We start from the raw sequence: 24,003 nt of genomic DNA, 5'->3' as shown, positions 1-24,003 counted from the left end.
TCTACTCTACGGTTTGCAATTTTTGAGGCACTACGCCTATTAGTAAGGTGTGCATAACAGCTATTCGTAAGGTAATGAATGCACACCCTACCTAACTTAGGAAATCTTGCGCTTACTTTTGCGTTTTGCAGCGCCAATACCTAAAAAGCTCAATCCTAGAAAAGTACCAAACCAAGTAGAAGGTTCGGGTACAGCCTCAAACGATCCTTGAATAGCGATCGCATCATTAGCGCACTCGGCAAAAAAGTTAGCAATATAGTTACCCGAAGGCATTGAGGATTTATTGAAACTGAATCCAATTGTTTGAGAACCTACTGCATTAAACTGAGCAAAATCAAGACCGAGAGCGTTCAAAGTTGCTGGCGTTAAAAAATTGATTTCTCCTACTTTTGTACCCGTACCTATTGAGTTGAGAATAGTATAGTTTCCTGTTTGTTGAAAATAGGGATCTGTGGCAGCTAAATCGCCCATTGATGGGGTTCCGCCTTGAGATGCCACTACCGTAGTGAATTGGTTTAAATCGGTAAATCCAGAGTTAATTTGGGTGACGTTTTTAGCAGTAACGTTACTGTAAATGCCAGTCGTGGCTACGCTTGAGTCATTTCCTTCGGCAAAGCGGATACCAAACAAGCTGCCGTTTGCGTTAGCTGTATTGAAGTTTTGCCCGGAAAAATTGAAGAATAAATCGCCGTAGTTGATGTTGCCTCTTTGAGCTAGTGGGTCGGCATATCCTGCTAAACTTAGATTAGAGTTGATGGCGATGAAAGCTGTATCTGATGTTTCTTTGATGGCGATGCCGTAAAATTCAAATTCCCCGCCGCCGATTTGTGCCCCTGTCACGCCGTCGTTGAAGGAATCGATCGCATAATTCCAGCCGTTAGATAGCGTTGCTGCTGTAGCTTTTTGTTGCTGTAGTGCGAAAAGGGCACAGAAAATAGCCACTGAGTAAGTCCAGTGGATGCTGTTTTTAGCAATGGATTTCATAAAATGCTCCCTAGGAATCATTGTTAAATTGTCAAGTCTGCTCGCTCGACTGTTTTTAATTTTTAGTAAATCATACCTTCTGACCGAATTTCTTAAAGTTTTGCTAAAAATTTGGTCGGGCTACATCCTATCAACTAGATTGGTTAAAACAACCAACTCATGCCCGTAGCTAAATACAAGGCTTAGGCAGGCACAGTATTATAGTGGGGCTGCATAAGTCCTGTAGGTGCAAATAAACCGACTACCGGGTTGGGGCGGTTGAGAACAGCAATAAACTGCCTGCTAGTTCTGATCTAGGCGGTACCCGCCTCTACAATATCTTATTGTTTTTTCATGCCGAGCCACTTAATTGATTTTTTATTAATTACCAATTAATTTTGACAATTGGGGGCGTGAGGTTATGGATGCCGAGGCCGGATTTTATTAATAATTCGATTGTTTGATTAATAATTTTAATAAATAGTCTTTCATCCCCAGCCCTGTTCAATAATTATAATTACGTTGGTTGGGATGACTTCATTCCTCAAACTCCTCAAACTCCTCAAATGCCGATCGCGCACAACAATTTTACTAATTTTACCATCAGCGTTCCACCCAAGAGGCTCTCAATTGAGCGTCAAAACTGTGAATCACCACTTTTTCTGTAAGTGCCGCACAAAAGGATAATTAGAGAATCAACAAAAATCATACGGCAAGAACGATCGCAAGTTTTGAGAACACCCAATCAACTTCCGGCCCTACATCCGCTGCAGGCATCGTGGGTTCATTCTAACTCGGCCGATGGTTTCTGCACTCTTATGCGCTGCATAAATCAATCAAATTTTTAAATGCTGTTAATATATCGCCGACAGTTCGTTGACAATCTTGACTCTTCCCTTGAGCACAGAACGCAGCAGGCGGTTGATCGAATGTCTCTGTTCCTCGTCGAGAGAGTCGTCCAAAACAGCGGCCATCAAGCCGTAGCGATCGGCTAGAGTCAAACAACCTGTATCCGTAACAGAAGCAAGCATTTCGGAAATAGCGCCGGGGATAAGTTGAACTGAAAACATGAGACGTTCCCTGAATTCGATACTTATATCATCTCTCGTTCTCCGAAAATTAATAGTGACGCTGGCACAGCACATAACGTGATGTTTTGAGGCAAACTGTGTGACAGCGACCGCTCTAATGTTGTGACGATCTCGTTTTAAGTCTGCGATCGCACTCACAACATTAATCTTAGATATTCCAATTTCCCCCTCTTCCGTCGTAAATCTAAAGATTTAGAGAGATTTTTCGGTTTTTTGGGTGTCTTTACCCATTTCCCATGTATAAAACGCATCGGCATTATGCGAAATATTCATAAAACTCAATATTTTGTAAAAATAGCTACGAATATTTACAATCGTGGGCTTTACATTAGCTCATAACAAAGGTGCATCGAAACGCAGCGATCGACCGAATCATCGGTAGCAACTATAACCATAAATAGTTTGGCGACGTTCGAGCCAGCGCCCAGTCAAGCTCAAGTTTACAGAAAACCAACCATGCTTAAAAGAAATTCCATCTAGTAACTAAATATACAGTTTTAAATCCATACAGTCACTAAGGTTAGCAGGAAACACACACTTTATGCTCCAAGTCAATACCTCCCCACACAAGCCAGCAGCGAGGGTAAACCGATGACCCAAACAATTGAACCCAAAGCCCAAGCGAGCCTGAACAAGTTTGAAAAACTAAAAGCCGAAAAAGATGGCTTAGCATTAACAGCCGAACTCGACCACTTCGCCGCAATTGGCTGGGAAGCTATGGACGAAATCGATCGCGAGCACCGCCTCAAATGGCTCGGCATCTTCTTTCGGCCAGTAACTCCCGGCAAATTCATGATGCGGCTGCGCTTGCCCAACGGCATCATTACTAGCAATCAAACCAGAACGCTAGCAGAAATCGTCCAACGCTACGGCGACGACGGCAGCGCCGACATCACCACCAGACAAAACCTGCAATTGCGCGGAATTCGCATCGAAGACGTACCCGACATCTTCCGCCGCCTCAAAGAAGCGGGCATGACCAGCATCCAGTCTGGCATGGACAACGTACGCAACATCACGGGTTCCCCAGTCGCGGGCCTGGACGCCGACGAACTGATAGATACGCGGGAACTGGCGAACCAAGTTCAAGATTTGATTACGAACAGCGGCGAAGGCAACCCCGCGTTTTCAAATTTGCCGAGAAAGTTTAATATTGCGATCGCAGGCTGCCGCGACAACTCAGTCCACGCAGAAATCAACGACATCGCCTTCGTACCCGCTTACAAAGACGGCAACATCGGCTTTAACGTTTTAGTCGGCGGTTTCTTCTCCGCCAAACGCTGCGAAGCTGCAATTCCTCTCAACGCATGGGCAAGTCCCAGCGACGTTGTAGATTTGTGCAAAGCAATTTTAACTGTGTTTCGCGATCAAGGCCCGAGAGCAAACCGCCAAAAATCGCGGCTGATGTGGCTGATTGACGAACTCGGAATCGAACAATTCCGAGCCGAAGTCGAACGAGAATTAGGGCGCACTTTGCCCCCAGCCGCGCCCAAAGATGAAATCATCTGGGAAAAACGCGACCACATCGGCATCTACCCCCAAAAACAATCAGGACTCAACTATGTAGGGCTGCACGTTCCAGTCGGACGGCTGCAGGCATCCGATTTGTTCGATTTGGCCAGAATTGCCGAGGTTTACGGCAGCGGTGAGCTCAGGCTCACTGTCGAAGAAAACGTGATTATTCCCAACGTTCCCGACTCGCGGATTGAATCGCTGGTCAAAGAACCGCTGTTGCAGCGTTTTTCCCTCGATCCCGCACCGCTGACACGAGCCTTGGTTTCCTGCACTGGCGCCAAGTTTTGCAACTTCGCCCTCATCGAAACCAAAAGCCGCTCCGTGGCAATGATTGAGGAACTCGAAGCCGAACTTTCAGTACCCAAACCGGTCAGAATTCACTGGACGGGTTGCCCCAATTCCTGCGGTCAACCCCAAGTAGCAGACATTGGTTTGATGGGAACAAAAGTTCGCAAGAACGGCAAAACCCTCGAAGGTGTAGACATTTACATGGGAGGCACAGTCGGAAAAGACGCTCATTTGGGTACTTGCGTCCAAAAAAGCATCCCTTGCGAAGACCTCAAACCAGTGCTGCATCAATTGTTAGTCGAGCAGTTTGGGGCAGTTCCCAAAGAGATTACAGGGGATGTAGCTGTGCTGAACCGGCAACTGCAACTGACGGTTGACAGGGACGAAACGGCAGTCCCCGCAGCCAAACCTCAGACATCTACTGTCATTTTCGCTCGATCGGGCAAAGAAGTTGCTTGCAGCGAAGATGAGTTCATTCTCGATGTTGCCGAACGGGCCGGAGTCGAACTTGACAGCAATTGCCGGTCGGGAAGCTGTGGCACTTGCCAGCAAAAACTCCTAGAAGGCCAAACAGTCTACGACAGCCAACCCGACGCGGCCCGAGACTTAGAACCAGGGTTCATTTTAACTTGCAGCGCGCGGGCGATCGGCAAAGTGTCGATCGACGCCTAATCTCACAATGTGAGATGCAATGCGAAGGTCGCGAATCAATCTCACATCTCACATTTCCACCATCTCAAGTACAACAACAATTCAAGACAAATGAGCAACCTTTCCAGAAGAAAATTCATCATCACCGCTGGAGCAACAGCAGCCGGCACCCTTCTCGCCCACGGTTGCAGTTCCGCTTCCACTTCCACCACATCTAGCGCAACTCCCAACGGCGCATCACCCAGCGCTGCCCCAGCAGTCAACATCAACCCTGCCGACGCCCCAGAAGTTACCGCAGCCAAACTCGGATTCATCGCCCTCACCGACGCAGCACCCTTAATCATCGCCCAAGAAAAAGGGCTATTTGCCAAGTACGGCATGAAAGACGTACAAGTTACCAAACAAGCATCTTGGCCAGTTACTCGCGACAACTTAGAACTCGGTTCCGACAAAGGCGGCATTGACGGGGCCCACATCTTATCCCCGATGCCTTACCACATGACATTAGGCACTATTACCAAAGGCAATCAGCCAGTGCCGATGAACCTTGTGGCGCGGTTAAATACTAACGGTCAGGCAATTTCGATCAGCAAAAAATACCTAGATTTAAAAGTAGGTACAGACAGCGCACCCCTGAAAGCAGCTTTTGGCCAAAACGTTCCTGTTGCTATAACTTTTCCCGGCGGTACCCACGACTTGTGGATGCGCTACTGGCTAGCAGCCGGCGGTATTAATCCAGATACAGATGTTTCCGTGATTCCCATACCGCCGCCCCAAATGGTAGCGAACATGAAATCTGGCAGCATGGAAGCCTTTTGCGTAGGCGAACCTTGGAATGCTCAGCTAGTTACTCAAAAGGTAGGATACACAGCCTTAGTAACCGGAGAACTTTGGAAAGACCACCCAGAAAAAGCTTTAGCTTTAAGAGGAGATTGGGTTGAGAAAAACCCCAAAGCTGCTAAAGCAATTACAATGGCCGTACTGGAAGCCCAGCAGTGGTGCGATAAGGCAGAAAATCAGGATGAGATGTGCCAAATTATCTCTCAAGATAAGTGGTTAAAAGTACCCGTAGCAGATATTATCGGTCGCTCTAAAGGTCAAATTGACTACGGTACCGGCCGCATTGAAGCTGCCAGCCCAGTGGCCATGAAATTCTGGGCTGACAATGCTTCCTATCCCTACAAGAGTCACGATGCTTGGTTCTTAGCTGAAAATATTCGCTGGGGTTATATCCCGGCAACTACCGACATCAAAGCAACGGTTGATAAAGTTAACCGCGAAGATATTTGGAAAGCAGCAGCGACAGCACTTGGCGTTCCCGCAGCCCAAATTCCTACTACCAGTTCTCGCGGTGTCGAAACCTTCTTTGACGGCGTAAAGTTTGACCCAGAAAAACCCGAAGAATATCTGAAGAGTCTGGCAATCAAAAAAGCATAATTAGTTGGTTGACTGTTGACTGTTGACTGTTGGCTGTTAACTGTTGACTGTTGACAAACCCCTAAAAGTGATGGTGTTGGACAGAGTGAAACGGAGGGTGCGTTCGACGGGCAAAACCTCCTGAACTCTGTTCAAAGTATCTACAAATAATCGATTATTCACAATACTGCAAAAACAAAAATGGCAACTAACCTCGCTGTTACTAAAAGCAAAAATCCAGTAAATTTCGTTCTGGATCAGGTTCAAAAAAACCGCAGAAAAATCATCCGCCCGCTAGTTGCGATCACTGTTCTGCTAATAATCTGGCAAATCCTCTGCCACAGTCCAGAGTCCAGCTTGCCGGGGCCAATCAAAGCTGTCCAAGAAAGCTGGGAACTGATTATCAACCCGTTCTTTGACAGAGGTGGCACCGACAAAGGCTTATTTTGGCAACTGGCGGCAAGCTTGCAGCGGGTGGCGATCGGCTTTAGTTTGGCAGCAGCTCTCGGCATTAGTTTAGGAATATTGATCGGCACAAACTCTCTAATGTTCGATGCTTTAGACCCGCTGTTTCAAGTATTCAGAACTATCCCGCCCCTGGCTTGGCTGCCGATCGCCCTGGCTGTATTTCAACAGTTCAATCCCTTTGAAGGTCTGGGGATGAAAGCTAACGAAGTTTCAGCACTTTTCGTAATCTTAATTACAGCAATTTGGCCGATTCTAATTAACACAACAGTAGGCGTTCAACAAATACCCCAAGATTACAGAAACGTCGCCCGCGTCTTGCGCCTCCCTAACCAAAAATACTTCTGGAAAATCCTGCTGCCCTCTTCCGTTCCTTACATCTTCACTGGCTTGAGAATTGGCATCGGTTTGTCTTGGCTGGCGATCGTAGCTGCGGAAATGTTAGTCGGCGGCGTCGGCATCGGCTTCTTCATCTGGGACGCTTACAACAGTTCTAGACTCAGCCACGTGATTTTGGCAGTGCTTTATGTAGGAATCGTCGGTTTGATTTTAGACAGAATCGTTGGTTTCATCGCGTCCAAAGTTGTTCCTGAAGAACAGAAATAGAATTTGGGCATCGGGCATCGGGCATAGGGCATGGCGCATGAGGAATGGGGAATGGTTGCCAACTACAAACTGGTAGAAATTAGTTGTAAATTAATGCCCAATGCCCAATGCCCAATGCCCAATTAATAATCAGCATCATACAAATTACAAACTAACCTAAAATTACCATGTCAGTATTTGTTGAAGTAGACCACGTTGACCGCGTATTTAACTTGCCCAATGGAGAGCAATACATCGCTCTTAAAAATATCGAACTGAAAATTAAAAAAGGAGAATTCATCACCTTAATCGGACACTCTGGCTGCGGCAAATCTACGCTGTTAAATATCATCGCCGGCCTCGACAAAGCAAGTCAGGGGGGGATTACTTTAGAAGGACGCGAAGTCCGCGATCCAGGCCCGGACAGAATGGTGGTGTTTCAAAATTACTCGCTGCTACCTTGGCTGACGGTGCGCGAAAATATTGCCCTAGCAGTAAATGAAATTTACAGCGGTAACTCTCAAGAAGATCGCGAGTTGGTGATCGAACACCACATTAAATTGGTCGGACTCGGACACGCGGCCGACAAACGACCAGGCGAAATTTCTGGGGGGATGAAACAAAGAGTTGCGATCGCCCGCGCCCTAGCAATTCGCCCGAAATTGCTGCTGCTAGACGAACCCTTCGGCGCCCTCGATGCTTTAACTCGCGGCGGTTTGCAAGACCAGTTGATGAAAATTTGCGAGGAAAGCAAAGTCACCAGCGTGATGGTAACTCACGACGTGGATGAGGCTTTATTACTGAGCGATCGCATTGTAATGCTCACCAACGGCCCGGAAGCGCAAATCGGGCAAATCCTCGAAGTGAACATTCCCCGCCCCCGCAAACGCATGGAAGTTGTCAACCATCCGAGTTACTACGCGCTGCGTAACGAAATGGTTTACTTCCTCAACCAGCAAAAGCGGGTCAAACAGCGCCGGGCCAAACAACAACCACCTGTCATCGCCCGCAACGGCTTGGAAAAAATCAACCTCGACATCGGCTTTATTCCCCTCACCGACTGCGCCCCCTTAGTAGTAGCTAAAGAAAAAGGCTTCTTCAAAGCGCACGGCTTGGAAGAAGTTACTCTCAGCCGCGAACCGAGCTGGAAAGCGATCGCCAAAGGAGTCGCCGAAGGACGGCTGGACGCGGCGCAAATGGTCGCAGGAATGCCGATCGGGATGCTGTTGGGCCTCGACGGTGAAGCCCCTGTACCCGTCTGTAGCGCCATGACGCTCTCTCGCAACGGCAATTCGATTATTTTCAACAAAGACCTTTACAGACAAGGCATTCGGACATTAGAGGATTTCAAAGCTGCGATCGCCAAGAGTCCCGATAAAGTTCACACCTTGGGCATGGTCCACTCGGCCTCCATGCACAATCTGCTGTTCCGCTACTGGCTGGCAGCCGGTGGCATCGACCCCGACCTCGACGTGGGCTTGACCGTGATTCCGCCCCCGCAAATGGTAGCGAATTTAAAAGCAGGCAACATTGACGGCTACTGCTCAGGCGACCCCTGGAACTCCCACGCAGTCAACAGTGGTACGGGTTTTGTCATGGCCCGTTCCCTCGATATTTTGCCCGGACACATCGAAAAAGTTCTCGGTGTTAGCGAAGATTGGGCTCAGAAATATCCTCAAACCCACCTCGCCCTCGTCAAAGCGCTTTTGGAAGCCTGCGACTATTGCGACGACCGCCGCAACCGCGAAGAAGTCCTAGGATTGATTAGCCAAGAGCAATACATCGGCGCCGATCCGAAAGACATCCGTCCGGGGTTCCTCGATCCGTACAACTCCGGTACGGAGGCAGAACCCGAAATGCTTTACAACTTCAACCAGTTCTACGTTGACAAAACCAATTTTCCAGACCGCCTAGAAATGGTGTGGGTGATGGCGCAGATGGCTCGCTGGGGACTGATTCCGTTCCCGAAAAACTGGGTGGAAGTGGTCGATCGAGTTTTGCTGCCTGATGTTTTCGGTCAAGCCGTGCGCGAATTGGGTTTGCCGGATATCGCCAGAGATCGCCGGACGATCGAGCTATTTGACGGCACTGTGTTTAATCTCGACGACCCGATCGACTATCTTCAGAATGTCAAAATCAAACGTGGCCTCCGCATTGAAGAAATTTTAATTGAACAAATAGGCAGTCAATGTTCCATCAAACTGCCAGCATAATCAGCAAATAGGAAGAGGGAATGAGGAGTAAGAAATCAGGAAACAAGACTCCACATTTTCCGCTTCCTCACATCCATAATTTCAAATTCTCAATCGAAAGTTGTCATGTCTAATTCCCCGATACAAAATCCCAATCCTGAAAATATGCAAACTCTCAAAAACCCCGAAACAACCGAAATTCAAACGCCAAAGCAAGACTTTCTTACTATTAAAGATGTATCGAAAGTCTACCAAACTCCTAAAGGTCCTTACGTCGTTCTCGACGGTGTAAACCTGACTATTAATGAAGGCGAATTTATTTGTTTGATCGGTCACTCTGGCTGCGGCAAATCAACTTTGCTGAATATGATTGCGGGATTCAACGGGCCGACAAACGGAGAAGTGGCTTTGGAAGGTTCGCAGATTACTGAACCAGGCCCCGATCGCATGGTGGTGTTTCAAAACTACTCGCTGCTACCGTGGCTGACTGCTACTGAAAATATTCACCTCGGCGTTGAAAATGTTTACCCGGAAAAGTCCGCAGACGAACACAATACGATCGTCAAGGAACACTTGGAATTAGTGGGGCTGACCGAAGCTTGTAACAAAAGACCAGGCCAATTGTCCGGGGGGATGAAACAGCGGGTGGCGATCGCCAGAGCTCTGGCAACTCGTCCCAAACTGTTGATTTTGGACGAACCTTTCGGAGCTCTAGACCCGATTACCCGAGAAGAGTTGCAGGAAGAATTGCTGAAAATTTGGCGCAAGGAAAAAATTACCGTCATTATGATTACTCACGATATTGATGAGGCTTTATTTTTGGCCGATCGCATCGTGATGATGACCAACGGGCCAGCAGCTTCCATCGGCGAAGATATGCACGTTCCGTTTAGCCGTCCCCGCAACCGGGCGCGGATTATGGAAGACCCGAAATACTACGAACTTCGCAACTTTGCTTTGGAGTTCCTGTTTTCTCGCTATGCCCACCACGAAGAAGGTGAAGCAACGGACTCGGAGACAGAAGCCGTCGCGCTACCGATGCCATTACCTGCTAGCAAAAAGCCTGCGATTGCTGACAGGCAGATCGCACCTGCACCTTTTGTGTCTCACGCTGCTGAACCCCTAGAAGCTTCGCCGATCAAACGCGGCATCCTGGCAGCCTCGTGGTTCGTAGCAATGGTTACTTTAGCTGCCGTCAATATGTCTGCTATTTCCAGCCAGCTAAAGCAAGCGAAACTAGAAGAAACTGCACCGCAGGCGGCGACTGCGGCGGCGGTTGTGAGTTCACCCTCCAGCCCGCAAATTGCAGCAAGTTCGATCGCACCGACTGCTAGCCCTGCACCCATCGCTGCTGCAAGTCCTGCACCGAATGCCAGCCCTGCACCAATCGCTGCTGCTAGTCCTGCTGCCATCGCTGCTGCCGCTAACAGCGCGGGCGCGGCCAATGCAGCAACCACTGCCACATCAGAGATTTCTGACAAAGCCGAACTCGATGCGATCGGAAAGCAGTTGTATGCACAAATCGACCAAACCTGGAGAACAACTCCGACATTTACTGAAAGCTTGACTTATCGGGTCAAAGTCAAACAAAACGGGGATATCCTACAGTTCGATCCCACAAATAAACCAGCTAAAGATTTCGTCAAAGAAACTCCTCTGCCGGTTTTGCAAACTCCTGCAGGTGCCGCAGCAGGCGCTGAAAAAACTGCTGAGTTCCAAGTAACTTTTAGCCCGACCAACGGTGGCGTATTTGAAGTTAAACCAGGGAAGTAGGCGACATAATAGTCCCGCACTAAATCTCACATTGCTATCAACAAGTAGGTCAAAAGTATTACCTGCCCGCTGTTTGACTTATGCAAAAATTACTTCTATCCCCCATCCTTGGGGGTGACAAGAGTTAGGTGGGAACTTCCTCTGTTTGAAGAAGATTTAGTAGCAGCCAGAAGCTGACTAAAAGCGAGAGCGAGCGGGATTTTTAGTAAGAGAGCGGGTAATTTTAAATCAGGGTATTGTCCGTTTCTGGGAAGCATATATGCGGAAATTTAGTAATTATTCTCACGTTATTTGCAGGAGCCCTCAGTTCCGACTATAATAACGAATTACTAATTACCCATTAGCTTTCAAAAATTAGCATCTAAAATCACCAGATGGAAACTATAAAAACTCTTTGCCCATACTGCGGTGTAGGTTGCGGTCTAGAAGTTGTTCCCGACAAAAAACAAAGTTGGAAAGTGCGGGGCGATCGCAATCACCCATCGAGTCAGGGCATGGTTTGTATTAAGGGAGCAACCGTAGCAGAGTCCATTCGGAGCGATCGGCTACTGTATCCGATGATGCGAGATACTCTCGACCAACCGTTCCGTCGCGCTAGCTGGGACGAAGCTCTCGATGCAATTGTTAACCGCATCCAAACAATTCGCAGCACCAGCGGCCCCGATGCTTTGTGCGTTTACGGGTCGGGTCAATTCGTTACAGAAGATTATTATGTTGCCCAGAAACTAATGAAAGGTTGTCTGGGTACTAATAATTTTGATGCTAATTCTCGCTTGTGTATGTCTTCAGCAGTCTCTGGATACGTTCAAAGTTTTGGCTCGGACGGGCCGCCTTGCTGTTACGACGATTTAGAATTAACAGATTGCGCTTTTATTATTGGCAGCAATGCAGCGGAATGCCATCCGATTGTATTCAATCGATTAGCAAAATACCACAAAAAGCATCCCCATGTCAAAATGATTGTGGTAGATCCAAGGCGGACTCCGACTGCTGAAGCGGCGGATTTGCACTTAGCAATTACACCGGGTACGGATATAGATTTGCTTAATGGAATTGCATATTTGCTGTTACGCAGACAAGCAATAGATTCTGAGTTTATTGAAGAATGCACGGCGAATTTTTCTGCTTTTGCTGAAGTTATTAACAGCTACACGCCGGAGTTTGTAGCCTCGCGCTGCGGCATTACTGTCAGCGAGTTAGAAACGGCAGCAAACTACTGGGAACAGTCGCAGCGGGTTTTGTCGCTGTGGTCGATGGGAATGAACCAGTCGTCGGAAGGCACGGCAAAAGTGCGATCGCTGATTAATTTGCACTTGATGACTGGTCAAATCGGCAAACCGGGAAGTGGCCCGTTTTCCCTCACCGGCCAGCCAAACGCGATGGGAGGGCGGGAAGCAGGAGGACTGTCTCACTTGCTCCCAGGCTACCGATTTGTGAAAAATACTGAACACAGAACCCAAGTCGAGGAGTTTTGGGGAATCGCACCGGGAAGCATTTCCCCGAATCCGGGCCGCACAGCTTGGGAGATGATTACCGGTTTGGAAACTGGCGAAGTCGAGTTGCTGTGGATTGCAGCTACGAATCCGGTGGTGAGTATGCCGGATTTGGAACGCACTAAAGCCGCTTTGCTGCGATCGCCCTTTACTATTTATCAAGAAGCTTACTATCCCACTGAAACCTCCGCCTACGCTCATATCCTGCTGCCGGCAACGCAGTGGAGCGAAAAAACTGGGGTGATGACGAATTCCGAACGCCGCGTTACGTTTTGTCCCGGTTTCGACACTCCCTCCGGGGAAGCCCGCGACGACTGGAGGATTTTCGCCGAGGTGGGACGGCGGTTGGGTTTTGCCGAACACTTTGCTTTCGACAACAGTGCGGAGGTTTTTACAGAGTACGCGCAGTTGACGCGGGGCCAGCCTTGCGACATGACCGGTCTGAGCCACGAATACATCCGCCAAGAAGGCGCGCAGCAGTGGCCTTGCCGGGAAAACGAGCCTGTGCATCCAGCGAACGAAGCGAAACGGCTGTATACTGACAGGCGTTTTCACACTCCTGATGCGCGGGCGAGATTTTCGGCCTATCACTCCCGGGGACTGGCAGAACCTCCCGATCCGAATTATCCGTTTGTGTTGACGACAGGGAGAGTTTACGGACACTGGCACACGATGACGCGGACGGGTAGAACAGAGAAAATTAATCAATTGCACCCCGATCCGTTTTTGGAAATTCACCCCCGCGATGCTGCCAAATTGCAGATTAAGGAGGGAGATTTGCTGGAAGTTCGATCGCGCCGTGGCAAGGCGCAGTTTCCGGCAAAAGTCACAAAGGCGATCGCCCCAGGTACGCTATTTGTACCGATGCACTGGGGTTCTCTGTGGGCTGAAGGTGCTGAAGCCAATGCTATGACTCATGCTGCAAGCTGTCCAGATTCCAAACAGCCTGAGTTAAAAGCTTGTGCGGTGCAGTTGGTGCTGGTTGGGGCAGAAACAGCAGCAGAAGTTGAGGAATTTAATTGGGCAAAATCCACCCTGGCCGTCACTTCTTGAGCTGCCGCGCAACTACTGGATGTTACAAATCACCGAAGAACGAGCGGGAAGCCGCGGGCGATCAACATGGGGAGGAACGTGGTTGGCGTTCGGCGAGCGCTCAGTCTATCGCCCTCAGTCGAACTATTGGAGATTTACTCCAAAGATGAATCTGGGCTCTTGAACAAGACTCTAAAATTTTGCACTCTTCGCGACAGGAGTCCGGGGCTTGTATCCGTTTTTGGGGTAACAACCTCTCTCGATCGAGCAATTTTGAACCCGGACATACCCTACACATAAATCTTAAATCCCAAATCCCAGATCTAAAAGCTAAAATCGTTATGCCATTACGCAGCCTAAAAACTGCGTTTCCCCGCCAGAGCTCGGAAACAAGGAAAATTAAATTTATTTATTCTGAGTTGTTCCTTCTTGATGGGGGGTTTTTCCTTCGGGAGAATGTCTTCTGGTGGATGCCTTGTGCGTTCTTTTTAATTAATTGAGTCAGACAATTGCAGTTTGCACCTATAGGTGCTATAATCGTTTTACAAGGCTTTATTTTCGGCAGTACAGTTCGTTCGATCGGCGTTCCTCCGGATTTAAATCTCTACACCCTCTGATTCTGGAGAATGTTCAATGTCAATCTATGTCGGCAATTTATCCTACGAAGTAACGCAGGAGCACCTCAACCAAACTTTTGGAGAGTACGGAACAGTAAAGCGCGTTCAGTTGCCTGCTGACCGGGAAACAGGTCGGATGCGGGGCTTCGCTTTTGTAGAAATGTCTACTGAAGCCGAAGAAGCTGCAGCCATTGAGGCTCTTGACGGTGCTGAGTGGATGGGTCGCGACCTCAAGGTCAATAAGGCAAAACCCCGCGAAGAACGTGGTTCTTCTAACAGCGGTAACTGGGGTAACAACGATCGCGGTGGCAATTCTCGTCGCTACTAAACCACCCGAGCTAAATTTTTAGCTCACTTGTGTATTCCGTCGGAGCAAGCTGGGAGTCAACAATCATTCTCTGTTGAGAATAGATAATTAGCTCAGTGGTAGCACCGCGCCTTAAAAGCCTCAAAATATTGCTAGACAATAGTTTGAGGTTTTTTTATGGCAAAAAATATTAATTAGGAGGTCGATGGCGTGCGATCGATTCCTAGCTGACAGGAAAAACTAGAAAATATAACAAGCAGAGAGAGTCGCCTTCCCCAGTGCCCGGGTGGCCCCGTAAAACCAGGCAATCACAGAGTTTGGCGCTTGCAAAGTGTACCGAACAATGACAGAATCATTAAGAATAAAGACTAAATCACTTTTATGCTGAAAAAAATATTTAGGCAAATTTCCAAGTCAAGTAGTGATGAAAATTTTCTGCATTTTACAGAAAGTGTAGAAGTAGTAATATCGAAAATTTTATCACTGGCGATGATTTGGGTAATTCTCCTCAGCGTTTGCGATTTGCTGATTTTTTTAGCAAAAGAATTGGTAAACCACACTGATAATTTGTTAAAAGACACCTTGTTTGTCATATTTGGGTTATTTTTAAATGTTTTAATTGCTCTGGAAATCTTGGAAAATATTACAGCTTATCTGAAAAAGCACGTAATTCAAGTAGAGCTAGTTATTGTAACTTCTTTGATAGCAGTATCTCGAAAAATCATCATTCTTGACCTGGAAAAGAAAACAGCAGCCGACTTGATTGGTTTGGCGATTGCAATTTTCGCGCTTTCTATCAGTTACTTGATAGTGCGGTGCACAAATAGAGGAAAGGATTAATATCGGGAATTGAGAAGTGGGAATTTAAAAAAACTAATATAGCAATCCTCGCATCATTTGTGAATTTCTTACTCCCTCCCCGAACCCGCGGGGAGGGTTGGGGTGGAGTAAAAAATTTACGACTTATTTAGAATTGATCTATCATATCCGGTCGATTGACCAGAAATGATATTATTCCAATAAACCAGGAGGCGGCACAATTTCAATTCTGCCTTGTTCTAAGTCAACAACTGGCACAATCTCTTCCACAAAAGGAATCAATAATTTTGTGGATTTAGGCTCTTTAACGCGAATTTTCCGTGGTTTGCGGGTATTTCTGGGGTCAGCGTTGGCTTGTGGAGTTTCAGGCTGTTTTGGCTTTTCTAATTCTGCGGCGACAGTTTCCGGCGCCGTTAGATTCGTTTCTACTTCTAAAAGGTCGTTACCTGCGGGAATAATATCACTTACCTTGCCTAGGATTTCCCCGGTTAACTGGTTAAAAACTTCCATACCGATCAAATCTTGGACGTAAAACTCATCAGATTCGAGGTAAGGTCGATCGGTCTTTTCAACAAACAACTTACAGCCCCGCAGCGCCTCAGCACCGTCGCGGTCTTCCACACCCTCTACCTCTACAGCATACAGCCCTTTGCCGGGAATGTAGCGACCGCCCAAAAACTCGATCGGTTCCGGTTCACTTTTGTTAGGGCGCAAAATCCACCGCTTCCCCGGTTCGATAAACCTTTCGGGGAAATCAGAATCGGGATAGACTCGCACTTCCCCGTCCAAACCTTGAGCTGCTACAATTTTACCGATTTCTATCCATTCAGACATAGATTATATCACTCAAATTGCTAGTAATTGATAATTGGTAATTGGAAATTGCTAATTGGTAATTGGTAATTAGGAATTGGTAACTAGGAATTATTCCATGGAACCTCTTGCGGATTTCCGTTAAATCCGTTAAACAATCCGTTGCCGAACTTCCCTCTTCCATCAACATCCATCCGCTACATCCGTTAAATCCGTTAAACAATCCGTTGCCGAACTTCCTTCTTTACACCAATCCTGTTCTCAGTGCTACAACTGCTGCTTGCACGCGGTCATCCACTGCCAACTTATTCATAATACCGCGAACGTGAGTTTTAATAGTATTTGGACTCAAGTAAAGCGCCGCTGCTATCTCTGGATTGCTGTTACCTTCCACCATTAATTTTAACACCTCCAATTCCCGCTGCGACAACTGGCCAAAAGTAGTTGTAGAGGCAGGTATCGGGGGTTTAAGGTGTTCGATGACAGTCCGGGCAATTTGAGGGTCAAGATATGTAGCGCCCTCTGCTGCGGCGGCAATCGCTGCTAACAGCCTGTCTACGGAAGCACCTTTAATACAATAAGCATCAGCCCCGCTAGAAAGGGCAGCAATAATTTCAGTTTCTGCCGTGTGAGAAGTTAACATTACTACTCGAACTTCTGGCAATTGTGCTTTAATTTGCTGCGTCGCTGCTATGCCGTCGAGCCGCGGCAAACCGATATCCATTACAATAATATCAGGTTTGAGTTTCAGTGCGGCTGCTACGCCTAAATAGCCATCTTCTGCTTGTCCTACTATTTCTATTTCTGGGGAATCTGCTAAAACTTGCTCTAATCCCAGTTGCATCATCGGGTCATCTTCAACAATTAAAATTTTCATAATACGAAGAAAGTTCGGCAACGGATGTAACGGATGTAACGGATGTAAAGGATAGAAGGAAGAAGGAAGTTCGGCAACGAGCAATGTACGGGATGTAACGGATGTAACGGATGTAACGGATGTAACGGATGTCAGTCGGAAGAAGGAAGATTACTTAGTTGTTAATATTTTACATGAACTTATACCGAACCAATAACAAATAACCCATAACAACTAACTAATGACTAACTTTTAAAACCTGCACGAATTCGCCTGGTAAAATCCCGGTGTCCCCCGGTGGCAAAACTGCTAAACCACTTGTATTGGCGAGGTTAATTAAATTCGCTGAATTTTGGCTGCCGCTAGCAGGTTCAAATTCCCAGACTCCGGCAACTAAATGTAGTTTACCCCAAATATAAGTTTCGCGTCGGCCAGGCGATCGCAATTCAGCATTACACCTAGCTTTGACAAACTCCGGCCCCCAAGCATCGGCGGCAAGCCCAGAAATTTTTCTCAAAGCAGGCACAACAAACCGCCAACAGCAGACTAAAGCAGAAACCGGATTTCCCGGCAAACCAAAATAGAGACAATCCGAACTAAAACTCGGAGAATCATCACTTTTTTCACCTCGTTTAAACTCAGCAACCGTTAAAGGTTTCCCTGGCTTAATCGCGACAGAACTAATGTGAACTTTTCCTCCCAAATCCGCCAAAATTTTCTCGACATAATCGTAGTCTCCTACCGAGACGCCCCCCGTAGAAAGCACCACATCCGCCGTCGCAACCGCCCGGGATATCGCCTTGTTTAAGGCATCTTCATTATCAGGAACAATCCCCAATCGAACCGGTTCAAATCCCATTTGGGTTAACAAAACTGTCAAAGCATACTGATTCGAGTCTACCAGTTTCCCCGGTGCCAAAGGTTCGTCAGGCGATACCAATTCGTCACCCGTAGAAAAAATTGCCACCCGCAGCCGCCGATAAACTGGAACTTGAATGCACTGGGCAGTTGCTAACACCGCCATTTCTGGGGCGTTGATAACTGTACCGGGAGTTAGCAAAGGTGTTCCTGTTTGATAAAAAGCGCCTTTGTGCCTGACAAATGCTTGCGGTTTTTCAGGAGAAACTAAGATAAAAATGCGATCGCCCTCACGCCTTGTTTCTTCCTGCATTACCACCGTATCAGCACCGGCAGGCATCACCCCACCGGTAAAAATTCGCGCCGCTTGCCCCGATTGAACGGTATTTTGAGGCTGATATCCGGCTGGAATCTCTTCAACTACTTCGAGTACCACTGGTTTTTCGGCGCTACAGTTTTCCACATCAGCAAACCGCACCGCGTACCCATCCATTGCCGAATTGTCCCAATAAGGAAAATCCAGGGAACCAGTGACTGGTGCAGCCAAAATTCGCCCCGATGCTGCCAGCAAGTCTACAGTTTCTACATCCCGCTGACTGTCGAGGGGTTGCGCCAAATTTAGAACGATCGATTCTGCTTCTTTCACTGACAGCATGACTGTCTCCTTGTTTTGATAACACTCATGATTAAGTTTAGCAAAATATCCACAGATATTGGTGATATAATTTTTTTGTATTTGGGCAGTCAACCTAATTTTTGGTGTTAATTGCTTATGACTATTTCTCGTTTGGTTGTTAGACTCAATTGTTTATCCTTATTTTTGGTGGCGATACTGATATTTTTCACTCAGCTTTCAGGGTTAAAAGTCAGCGATTTATTCTTTCCGCCTTATTCTTATCCCCATCCCAATGTCGCCTTGTTAACTCGGACTTTCCAAATTTTATGTTCTGTACCCGTCATTGTTTGTAGTTTCACCTATAAATTAGCTCAAAGTATTCAACCGCGCACTTCAGACAATCGATTTATTCTGTTTTCGGCTTTGTTAACAGGTGGATTTTTACTAAATGAAATTTACAGAATTCATATATATATGGTAGCAGGGGGAATTCCTAAGCTAGGAGTAAGTCTTTTATACGCCGTGGTTTTGTCTTCCTACGGATGGTTTTTTCGGCGAGAACTACAGTTAACTCCCTACCAAATATTGTTAGCGGGTGTAGGCTTGTTGTTTTTTGCGATCGGCGTGGATTCCCTGCATTTAAAAAACAAGATATTCTCCAGTTTACTAGAGGGAGTACCTAAATTGCTTAGCGAAATCAACATTGCATTTTATTATTGGTATGTCTGTAACTGTTTCCTCCAAAAAGCGTTTGATAAAACTTTTAATAGCTAGTTATAACGATGTGATATAATGAGCGAAAGTGCATAAAAAGATATCCCTGAAATCCTCTTAACCATTAATAATAATATTTACAACATCTGCATCGATCGGCATTTATCCGCCTTCATATACATTATGTGGCTTAAAAATCCCCACGCATCCTGATAAAATACCATGATAGCAGTCACCATCAACTTCAACTCGATCGCCAAAATAACCGACGACCAATTTTATCAACTGTGTCGCGAAAACCCCGATGTCAAATTTGAACGCAACGCCAAAGGAGAAATAATCGTCATGCCACCCACAGGAGGAGAAACCGGAAATTACAATTCAGAAATTAATGCGGATTTTGTGATTTGGAACCGACAAACTCAACTGGGAATTTGTTTCGATTCTTCAACTTGCTTCAAACTGCCAAGCGGTGCCAATCGTTCTCCCGATGTCTCTTGGATTGAAAAATCAAGATGGGATGCACTCACTCCCGAACAAAAACAAAAATTTCCTCCCATTGCCCCGGATTTTGTCTTAGAGTTAATGTCGCCAACCGACAGTTTAAAAGATACCCAAGACAAAATGCAAGAATACATGAATAATCAAGTAAAACTCGGCTGGTTAATCAACCGCAAAACCCGGAGAGTCGAAATCTATTGCCAAGGACAAGAAATAGAAGTTTTGGAATGTCCAACAGAACTTTCAGGAGAAGATGTTTTGCCCGGTTTCGTGCTAAACTTGAAAACACTGTGGCAATAACTAGACATATGGCATCTATCAGCGTTTATTTGCGTTCATCTTTCTCGTTCATCTGCGGTTAAAAAATACTATGGAAACCAATATAGAAACCACTGCAACCACTGGGTTAACAGCCCAACAACACAAACAGAAAATGCAGCGGCGCCAAGAAGTGCAATCACAGCGAATCGCTAACTCCTCCAAAGAAAAAGGTTTAATTATAGTCAATACGGGTAACGGTAAAGGCAAAACCACGGCCGCTTTGGGAATGGTTGTGCGATCGCTCGGTCACGGATACCGCGTCGCTATAGTACAATTTATTAAGGGAGCTTGGGAACCCGCAGAAAAAGCAGTTTTTCAACTCTGGGAAAAACAGCTAGAATTTCACGCAATGGGAGAAGGTTTTACCTGGGACACGCAAGACCGCGACCGAGATATTGAAACAGCTCAAAAAGCCTGGGAAAAATCCCTAATTTTTATCTGTAATGCCGAATTTAAATTAGTTCTTCTAGATGAAGTCAATATAGCATTAAAACTAGGTTATTTGCAAATCGAGCAAGTGCTTTCCGGGTTAGACAAAAAACCAGAAGAAACCCACATTATTTTAACAGGCAGAGGCGCCCCGCCAGCGCTAATAGAACGGGCCGACTTGGTGACAGAAATGACTTTAGTTAAGCATCCATTCCGAGAACAAGGGATTAAAGCTCAACCAGGCATTGAGTATTAATGTTGTTTGTAGTCAAGACTTTTTCGCCCCTCTAAAATTTAAAAAAGAGCTATGCTGGCAACATCAGAGTAAAAGTTGATCCCTTGCCAAACTCGCTACTCACAGTAATTTCTCCCCCCAGCATCTGAGAGTATTTCTGCGCTATTGCCAAACCCAAACCCGTACCTCCGTACTTGCGGGTAGTCGAAGCATCAGCTTGCGTAAAAGGTTGAAATAATTTTTGTAGCTGTTCAGGAGTAATCCCAATCCCCGTATCAGTACACTTAATAATTAACAGTTCCGAATCCCTAATATTCTCGTCATTTTTAATTTTTTCCACGCTGAGTGTAACTGTTCCTTTATGAGTAAACTTAGCTGCATTGCTGAGCAAATTAAACAAAATTTGAGTAAACTTAATTTGATCCGAATACACTTCGCCAATATTATTAGGACACTCCACATTCAGACGATTAGTGTTTCGCAAAAATAGCGGTTCAACAGTTCTGGCTACATCTTGAACTGCCTCCGACACGTCAAAAGTTTCTAATTCAAGTTCCGCGTGACCGGCTTCAATCTTCGACAAGTCCAGAATATCATTAATTAAGGAAAGTAAAAGCTGGCCTGAATGGTGAATTCTCTCCAAATCCGACACAAAATTTTCTTCGCCCAAATCTAAAGCCTCTTCTTGCAGAATCTCGCTGTAACCGATAATTGCATTCAGAGGAGTTCGCAGTTCGTGGCTCATGTTAGCCAAAAACTGACTTTTAGCCAAACTAGCGGCTTCTGCGGCTTCCTTTGCCTTGTAGAGTTCTGCCTCGGCTTGCAAGCGGTCGGTCACGTCGTGAGCCAGAACTAATTCAGCATTTCTGCTATCAAATACCAGAGCATAAGAAGTAATTTCTACATCAATAATTGTTCCGTCTTTTTTCTGGTGCTGCCACACACCTGCAAACTCAATACCGGCATCTACTTGGGATATATTTTCTAGCAATTTCGGCAGCTCTTTGGAGGGACGAAGGTCCGCAACAGTCATGTTGAGAAATTCGTCGCGAGTGTAGCCGTAGTGTTGGACAGCAGCCTGATTGACGGCTATAAATTCTAGAGTTTCTAAATCGTAAACCCACATCGGATGGGGGTTATTTTTAAACAAAAGTCTGTAGCGTTCTTCCGAGGCTCGCAGTTGGACTTCGGCTTGTTTGCGCTCGGTAATGTCGCGGACAACCGTGCAAATAATCTCGCGGCCGCCGTAGGAAATCACGCTCCCGCTCACTTCCACATCCACGCAGGAACCGTCTCGGCGACGGTAGAGAACTTCGCCAATTCTAAATTGTTTGTCCGTCAGCAGCAACTCGATATTGTTGTCAATTAGGTCTTTAGAGTAAGCGATGATATCGTAAATAGTCAGTTGCGAAATCGCATCAGGACTGTAATCGAGCAAGTTTCTAAACGCTGTATTGGCTTCCAAAAGGCGTTTGGTTTGAGCGTCCCACAGGAAAATGCAATCTGTAGCTTGCTCGACTACGGCTCTGTAGCGGGCTTTTTCCTCAAGTTGTTCGCTGTCGGCTTGGGCGATCGCACTCAACATTCCGTTGATAGTATGGGCAAGGTCGGACAACTCGTCTTCGCCCGTAACCGGCAGTCGCACCGACAGGTCTTGGCTGCTGCTGACGTGGTTGACCGCTTTCGCCAAACCGCTCAACCGAGACAGCACCAGACGCTCTAGCAGTAGCAGAGTGCAGCCGACCAACCCAACTCCCGCTAACGCTACAGACCCCAACAGGTACAGCAAACTAATTTGACCTTGCCGATATATTTCTCTGGGGATATCCACCCGCAATAGCAGCGCAGGTTGGTTGTAAATATCCCGGATCAGAGCGTAACCTGCGATCGACTCTTCGCTTAAAGGACGCACCCAAATTGGTTTTTTTTCCGACAGTTTCTCCCGCGCTTGCTGAAAGTCTGCAGGCAACCGACCCTCATTCACGCTGTGTACGATTAGTGGCAAGCGAGTAATTTTAGAAACCTTCGCAATGCCCGCAGCATCCAAATTGCGCCCGAATATCAGCGTACCTCGGATCGGGCCAGTGCTTTTAGTCGTGAGAATAGGCCGGGAAGTAATCAGTATTGGCCCTGACGGTAGCAGCAGGATACCAGCGAGGCTGCTTTTGGCGTTGGGGTGCTGCAACAGCGGGTCGCTGAGAGAAATGCGCCGTTTTAATGCTTCTGGAACAGGCGTTAGTTTCAGCTTTTCGCTGTCTAAACCCGTACCGTAAACTATTTTGCCAGAAGTATTGACAAATACGGCTATATTAACTCTTATATTAGCCAGCCCTTCTGGAATTAAATTGGAGTCAATGAATTCTGAGTTGCGGTTTTGGATAAAATCGTAGGTGTCGTCCCAGGACGACCAGTCGGCAAAGCGCGAGTTGAATTCGTCTGCGGTTTGCCCGAACACGCTGAGCACTCCCTTGACAACCTGTGTGGCTTCTTGTTCCTCTGCTTTGATCATGCTGCCCAAGAGGATGCTTGAGGAGGCGAGATACAGAATGCCAGTCAATCCAGCGATGGTAATGCCAATGATCGATAGTGTTTTCCGACGCAGTTTCATCTTGCCATGTATGTGGTGTCCGTCCGAAATTCTCAACTCAGGAGCAATTTTACTACTGTTTCTTGAACCCTGACCGAAAGCAATTTGGTCCTGGGGCTCCCGATGTATCAGTGGGGTTGCTTTCTTCAAATCTAAAATCTAAAATCTAAAATCGATTGACTGGTGGCGCAGCGCGTGTTTCCTACTTTTCCCACACCTGCTGTTTGTGAGATTCTTTGCAAATACCCAAGATGCGGCGATCGTTCTCGCTGATGGTAGAAATTGGGTAATACTGTTCCAGGTTTACGGAGTAGGGAGAGCGACTGCCGTCGTAAGTGTCCACTACTGTTAAATTTAACTGAGTTCGATCGCTTGTGCCGTAAAAACAGTAAAAAGCAGACCGAGGCAGGTAAAAAGCGCCTACTACCTTACTCTGCCGCATTTCAAATACAAAATATTCTTGTTTAATTTCATCTGGGTTGCTCGACTGGCCGTAGAGGTAAATTCCCTCTCCTAAACCTGTGCTAGCTGTATCTGGCGCAGGATTTGGGGGGGATTGCCAGATCAAAATGTCGGATTTGATGTCCGAGTCCTGTGATCGGTGTGCGGGGAATGCGATGCTCAAGTTACCGGGCGAGAGAGCAAGCACGATCGCGATCGCTTCTAAACTTCCTGTCAATATCAAATAAGTCAAAACCACTCCAGACCCCAAAATTTAAAATAGCTGGTTCCAAGCGCCTCTTGTACCAGTTTCACAAAGATCGGAGAGAAACCGGGTATTTGGCTTAATGTTGGCTATTAACTTGAAGGAAAGATCGCCCGCCCGGTTCCTGAACTTAAATCTAAGATTAGTTTGGACCAATTTT

The 24,003-nt window shown here is 46.7% G+C and carries 18 protein-coding genes; 11 read left to right on the top strand and 7 right to left on the bottom strand.

Annotated elements, in window-relative coordinates; genetic code table 11:
• Positions 1–96: 96 nt before the first annotated feature.
• Complete coding sequence (locus tag QUB25_RS17685; protein ID WP_333184655.1) at positions 97–984, bottom strand: PEP-CTERM sorting domain-containing protein; 888 nt, start codon at positions 982–984, stop codon at positions 97–99.
• Positions 985–1,817: 833 nt separating this feature from the next.
• Positions 1,818–2,033, bottom strand: a complete 216-nt coding sequence (locus QUB25_RS17680) for a hypothetical protein (protein WP_333035914.1) — start codon at positions 2,031–2,033, stop codon at positions 1,818–1,820.
• 612 nt (positions 2,034–2,645) lie between these two features.
• Between QUB25_RS17680 and QUB25_RS17675 the strand changes: the two genes are divergently transcribed.
• The 8 genes from QUB25_RS17675 to QUB25_RS17635 all read left to right on the top strand — a co-directional run bounded on the left by QUB25_RS17675 (position 2,646) and on the right by QUB25_RS17635 (position 15,228).
• Positions 2,646–4,529 carry a ferredoxin--nitrite reductase gene (locus tag QUB25_RS17675; RefSeq protein WP_445251961.1) on the top strand — a complete coding sequence of 628 codons (1,884 nt, stop codon included), beginning with the start codon at positions 2,646–2,648 and terminating at the stop codon, positions 4,527–4,529.
• A gap of 90 nt (positions 4,530–4,619) precedes the next feature.
• Positions 4,620–5,945, top strand: a complete 1,326-nt coding sequence (locus QUB25_RS17665; RefSeq protein ID WP_333062773.1) for a CmpA/NrtA family ABC transporter substrate-binding protein — start codon at positions 4,620–4,622, stop codon at positions 5,943–5,945.
• Positions 5,946–6,125: 180 nt separating this feature from the next.
• Positions 6,126–6,995 carry a nitrate ABC transporter permease gene (gene ntrB / locus QUB25_RS17660; protein ID WP_333062771.1) on the top strand — a complete coding sequence of 290 codons (870 nt, stop codon included), beginning with the start codon at positions 6,126–6,128 and terminating at the stop codon, positions 6,993–6,995.
• Positions 6,996–7,162: 167 nt separating this feature from the next.
• Positions 7,163–9,187 carry a nitrate ABC transporter ATP-binding protein gene (locus QUB25_RS17655; protein WP_333184653.1) on the top strand — a complete coding sequence of 675 codons (2,025 nt, stop codon included), beginning with the start codon at positions 7,163–7,165 and terminating at the stop codon, positions 9,185–9,187.
• Between the two features lie 105 nt (positions 9,188–9,292).
• Complete coding sequence (locus QUB25_RS17650; protein WP_333184651.1) at positions 9,293–10,939, top strand: nitrate ABC transporter ATP-binding protein; 1,647 nt, start codon at positions 9,293–9,295, stop codon at positions 10,937–10,939.
• Between the two features lie 374 nt (positions 10,940–11,313).
• The gene (locus tag QUB25_RS17645; protein WP_333184649.1) at positions 11,314–13,485 is read left to right on the top strand and encodes a nitrate reductase; all 2,172 of its coding nucleotides are present in this window, start codon (positions 11,314–11,316) and stop codon (positions 13,483–13,485) included.
• 612 nt (positions 13,486–14,097) lie between these two features.
• Positions 14,098–14,409 carry an RNA recognition motif domain-containing protein gene (locus QUB25_RS17640; protein ID WP_332948676.1) on the top strand — a complete coding sequence of 104 codons (312 nt, stop codon included), beginning with the start codon at positions 14,098–14,100 and terminating at the stop codon, positions 14,407–14,409.
• A 360-nt stretch (positions 14,410–14,769) separates the two neighbouring features.
• Positions 14,770–15,228, top strand: a complete 459-nt coding sequence (locus tag QUB25_RS17635) for a phosphate-starvation-inducible PsiE family protein (RefSeq protein ID WP_333035904.1) — start codon at positions 14,770–14,772, stop codon at positions 15,226–15,228.
• Positions 15,229–15,399: 171 nt separating this feature from the next.
• On the opposite strand, the gene rimM is transcribed toward QUB25_RS17635, so the two are convergent.
• The 3 genes from rimM to QUB25_RS17620 all read right to left on the bottom strand — a co-directional run bounded on the left by rimM (position 15,400) and on the right by QUB25_RS17620 (position 18,389).
• Positions 15,400–16,041 carry a ribosome maturation factor RimM gene (gene rimM, locus QUB25_RS17630; protein WP_333184645.1) on the bottom strand — a complete coding sequence of 214 codons (642 nt, stop codon included), beginning with the start codon at positions 16,039–16,041 and terminating at the stop codon, positions 15,400–15,402.
• A gap of 223 nt (positions 16,042–16,264) precedes the next feature.
• Positions 16,265–16,897, bottom strand: coding sequence for a response regulator (locus QUB25_RS17625; RefSeq protein WP_015179099.1), 633 nt, complete (start codon positions 16,895–16,897; stop codon positions 16,265–16,267).
• A 217-nt stretch (positions 16,898–17,114) separates the two neighbouring features.
• Positions 17,115–18,389, bottom strand: a complete 1,275-nt coding sequence (locus QUB25_RS17620) for a molybdenum cofactor synthesis domain-containing protein (protein ID WP_333184642.1) — start codon at positions 18,387–18,389, stop codon at positions 17,115–17,117.
• 117 nt (positions 18,390–18,506) lie between these two features.
• Between QUB25_RS17620 and QUB25_RS17615 the strand changes: the two genes are divergently transcribed.
• The 3 genes from QUB25_RS17615 (at position 18,507) to cobO (ending at position 20,571) form a co-directional block, all read left to right on the top strand.
• Entirely contained in the window at positions 18,507–19,124 is a 618-nt protein-coding gene (locus tag QUB25_RS17615) for a hypothetical protein (protein WP_333184639.1), read from the top strand.
• A 162-nt stretch (positions 19,125–19,286) separates the two neighbouring features.
• Positions 19,287–19,865, top strand: a complete 579-nt coding sequence (locus QUB25_RS17610) for a Uma2 family endonuclease (protein ID WP_333184636.1) — start codon at positions 19,287–19,289, stop codon at positions 19,863–19,865.
• Positions 19,866–19,935: 70 nt separating this feature from the next.
• Positions 19,936–20,571, top strand: a complete 636-nt coding sequence (gene cobO / locus QUB25_RS17605; RefSeq protein ID WP_333184633.1) for a cob(I)yrinic acid a,c-diamide adenosyltransferase — start codon at positions 19,936–19,938, stop codon at positions 20,569–20,571.
• 49 nt (positions 20,572–20,620) lie between these two features.
• Here cobO and QUB25_RS17600 read toward each other — a convergent pair whose 3' ends face one another.
• Together QUB25_RS17600 and QUB25_RS17595 are read right to left on the bottom strand one after the other, a co-directional pair.
• Complete coding sequence (locus tag QUB25_RS17600; protein WP_333184631.1) at positions 20,621–23,158, bottom strand: CHASE4 domain-containing protein; 2,538 nt, start codon at positions 23,156–23,158, stop codon at positions 20,621–20,623.
• A gap of 181 nt (positions 23,159–23,339) precedes the next feature.
• Positions 23,340–23,837 carry a hypothetical protein gene (locus QUB25_RS17595; protein ID WP_333184629.1) on the bottom strand — a complete coding sequence of 166 codons (498 nt, stop codon included), beginning with the start codon at positions 23,835–23,837 and terminating at the stop codon, positions 23,340–23,342.
• Positions 23,838–24,003: the final 166 nt, after the last annotated feature.

Origin of the sequence: Microcoleus sp. B3-D7, from assembly GCF_036705305.1 — a bacterium.
Lineage (GTDB): Bacteria > Cyanobacteriota > Cyanobacteriia > Cyanobacteriales > Microcoleaceae > Microcoleus.
The sequence above is the reverse complement of the archived record's forward strand: the minus strand, read 5'-3'. Positions and strand labels throughout refer to the sequence as shown.

What these genes read in the sequence shown, in the direction of transcription:
- QUB25_RS17685 (WP_333184655.1), bottom strand. Translation starts at nt 984, where the DNA reads ATGAAATCCATTGCTAAAAACAGCATCCACTGGACTTACTCAGTGGCT.
- QUB25_RS17680 (WP_333035914.1), bottom strand. Translation starts at nt 2,033, where the DNA reads ATGTTTTCAGTTCAACTTATCCCCGGCGCTATTTCCGAAATGCTTGCT.
- QUB25_RS17675 (WP_445251961.1), top strand. Translation starts at nt 2,646, where the DNA reads ATGACCCAAACAATTGAACCCAAAGCCCAAGCGAGCCTGAACAAGTTT.
- QUB25_RS17665 (WP_333062773.1), top strand. Translation starts at nt 4,620, where the DNA reads ATGAGCAACCTTTCCAGAAGAAAATTCATCATCACCGCTGGAGCAACA.
- ntrB (WP_333062771.1), top strand. Translation starts at nt 6,126, where the DNA reads ATGGCAACTAACCTCGCTGTTACTAAAAGCAAAAATCCAGTAAATTTC.
- QUB25_RS17655 (WP_333184653.1), top strand. Translation starts at nt 7,163, where the DNA reads ATGTCAGTATTTGTTGAAGTAGACCACGTTGACCGCGTATTTAACTTG.
- QUB25_RS17650 (WP_333184651.1), top strand. Translation starts at nt 9,293, where the DNA reads ATGTCTAATTCCCCGATACAAAATCCCAATCCTGAAAATATGCAAACT.
- QUB25_RS17645 (WP_333184649.1), top strand. Translation starts at nt 11,314, where the DNA reads ATGGAAACTATAAAAACTCTTTGCCCATACTGCGGTGTAGGTTGCGGT.
- QUB25_RS17640 (WP_332948676.1), top strand. Translation starts at nt 14,098, where the DNA reads ATGTCAATCTATGTCGGCAATTTATCCTACGAAGTAACGCAGGAGCAC.
- QUB25_RS17635 (WP_333035904.1), top strand. Translation starts at nt 14,770, where the DNA reads ATGCTGAAAAAAATATTTAGGCAAATTTCCAAGTCAAGTAGTGATGAA.
- rimM (WP_333184645.1), bottom strand. Translation starts at nt 16,041, where the DNA reads ATGTCTGAATGGATAGAAATCGGTAAAATTGTAGCAGCTCAAGGTTTG.
- QUB25_RS17625 (WP_015179099.1), bottom strand. Translation starts at nt 16,897, where the DNA reads ATGAAAATTTTAATTGTTGAAGATGACCCGATGATGCAACTGGGATTA.
- QUB25_RS17620 (WP_333184642.1), bottom strand. Translation starts at nt 18,389, where the DNA reads ATGCTGTCAGTGAAAGAAGCAGAATCGATCGTTCTAAATTTGGCGCAA.
- QUB25_RS17615 (WP_333184639.1), top strand. Translation starts at nt 18,507, where the DNA reads ATGACTATTTCTCGTTTGGTTGTTAGACTCAATTGTTTATCCTTATTT.
- QUB25_RS17610 (WP_333184636.1), top strand. Translation starts at nt 19,287, where the DNA reads ATGATAGCAGTCACCATCAACTTCAACTCGATCGCCAAAATAACCGAC.
- cobO (WP_333184633.1), top strand. Translation starts at nt 19,936, where the DNA reads ATGGAAACCAATATAGAAACCACTGCAACCACTGGGTTAACAGCCCAA.
- QUB25_RS17600 (WP_333184631.1), bottom strand. Translation starts at nt 23,158, where the DNA reads ATGAAACTGCGTCGGAAAACACTATCGATCATTGGCATTACCATCGCT.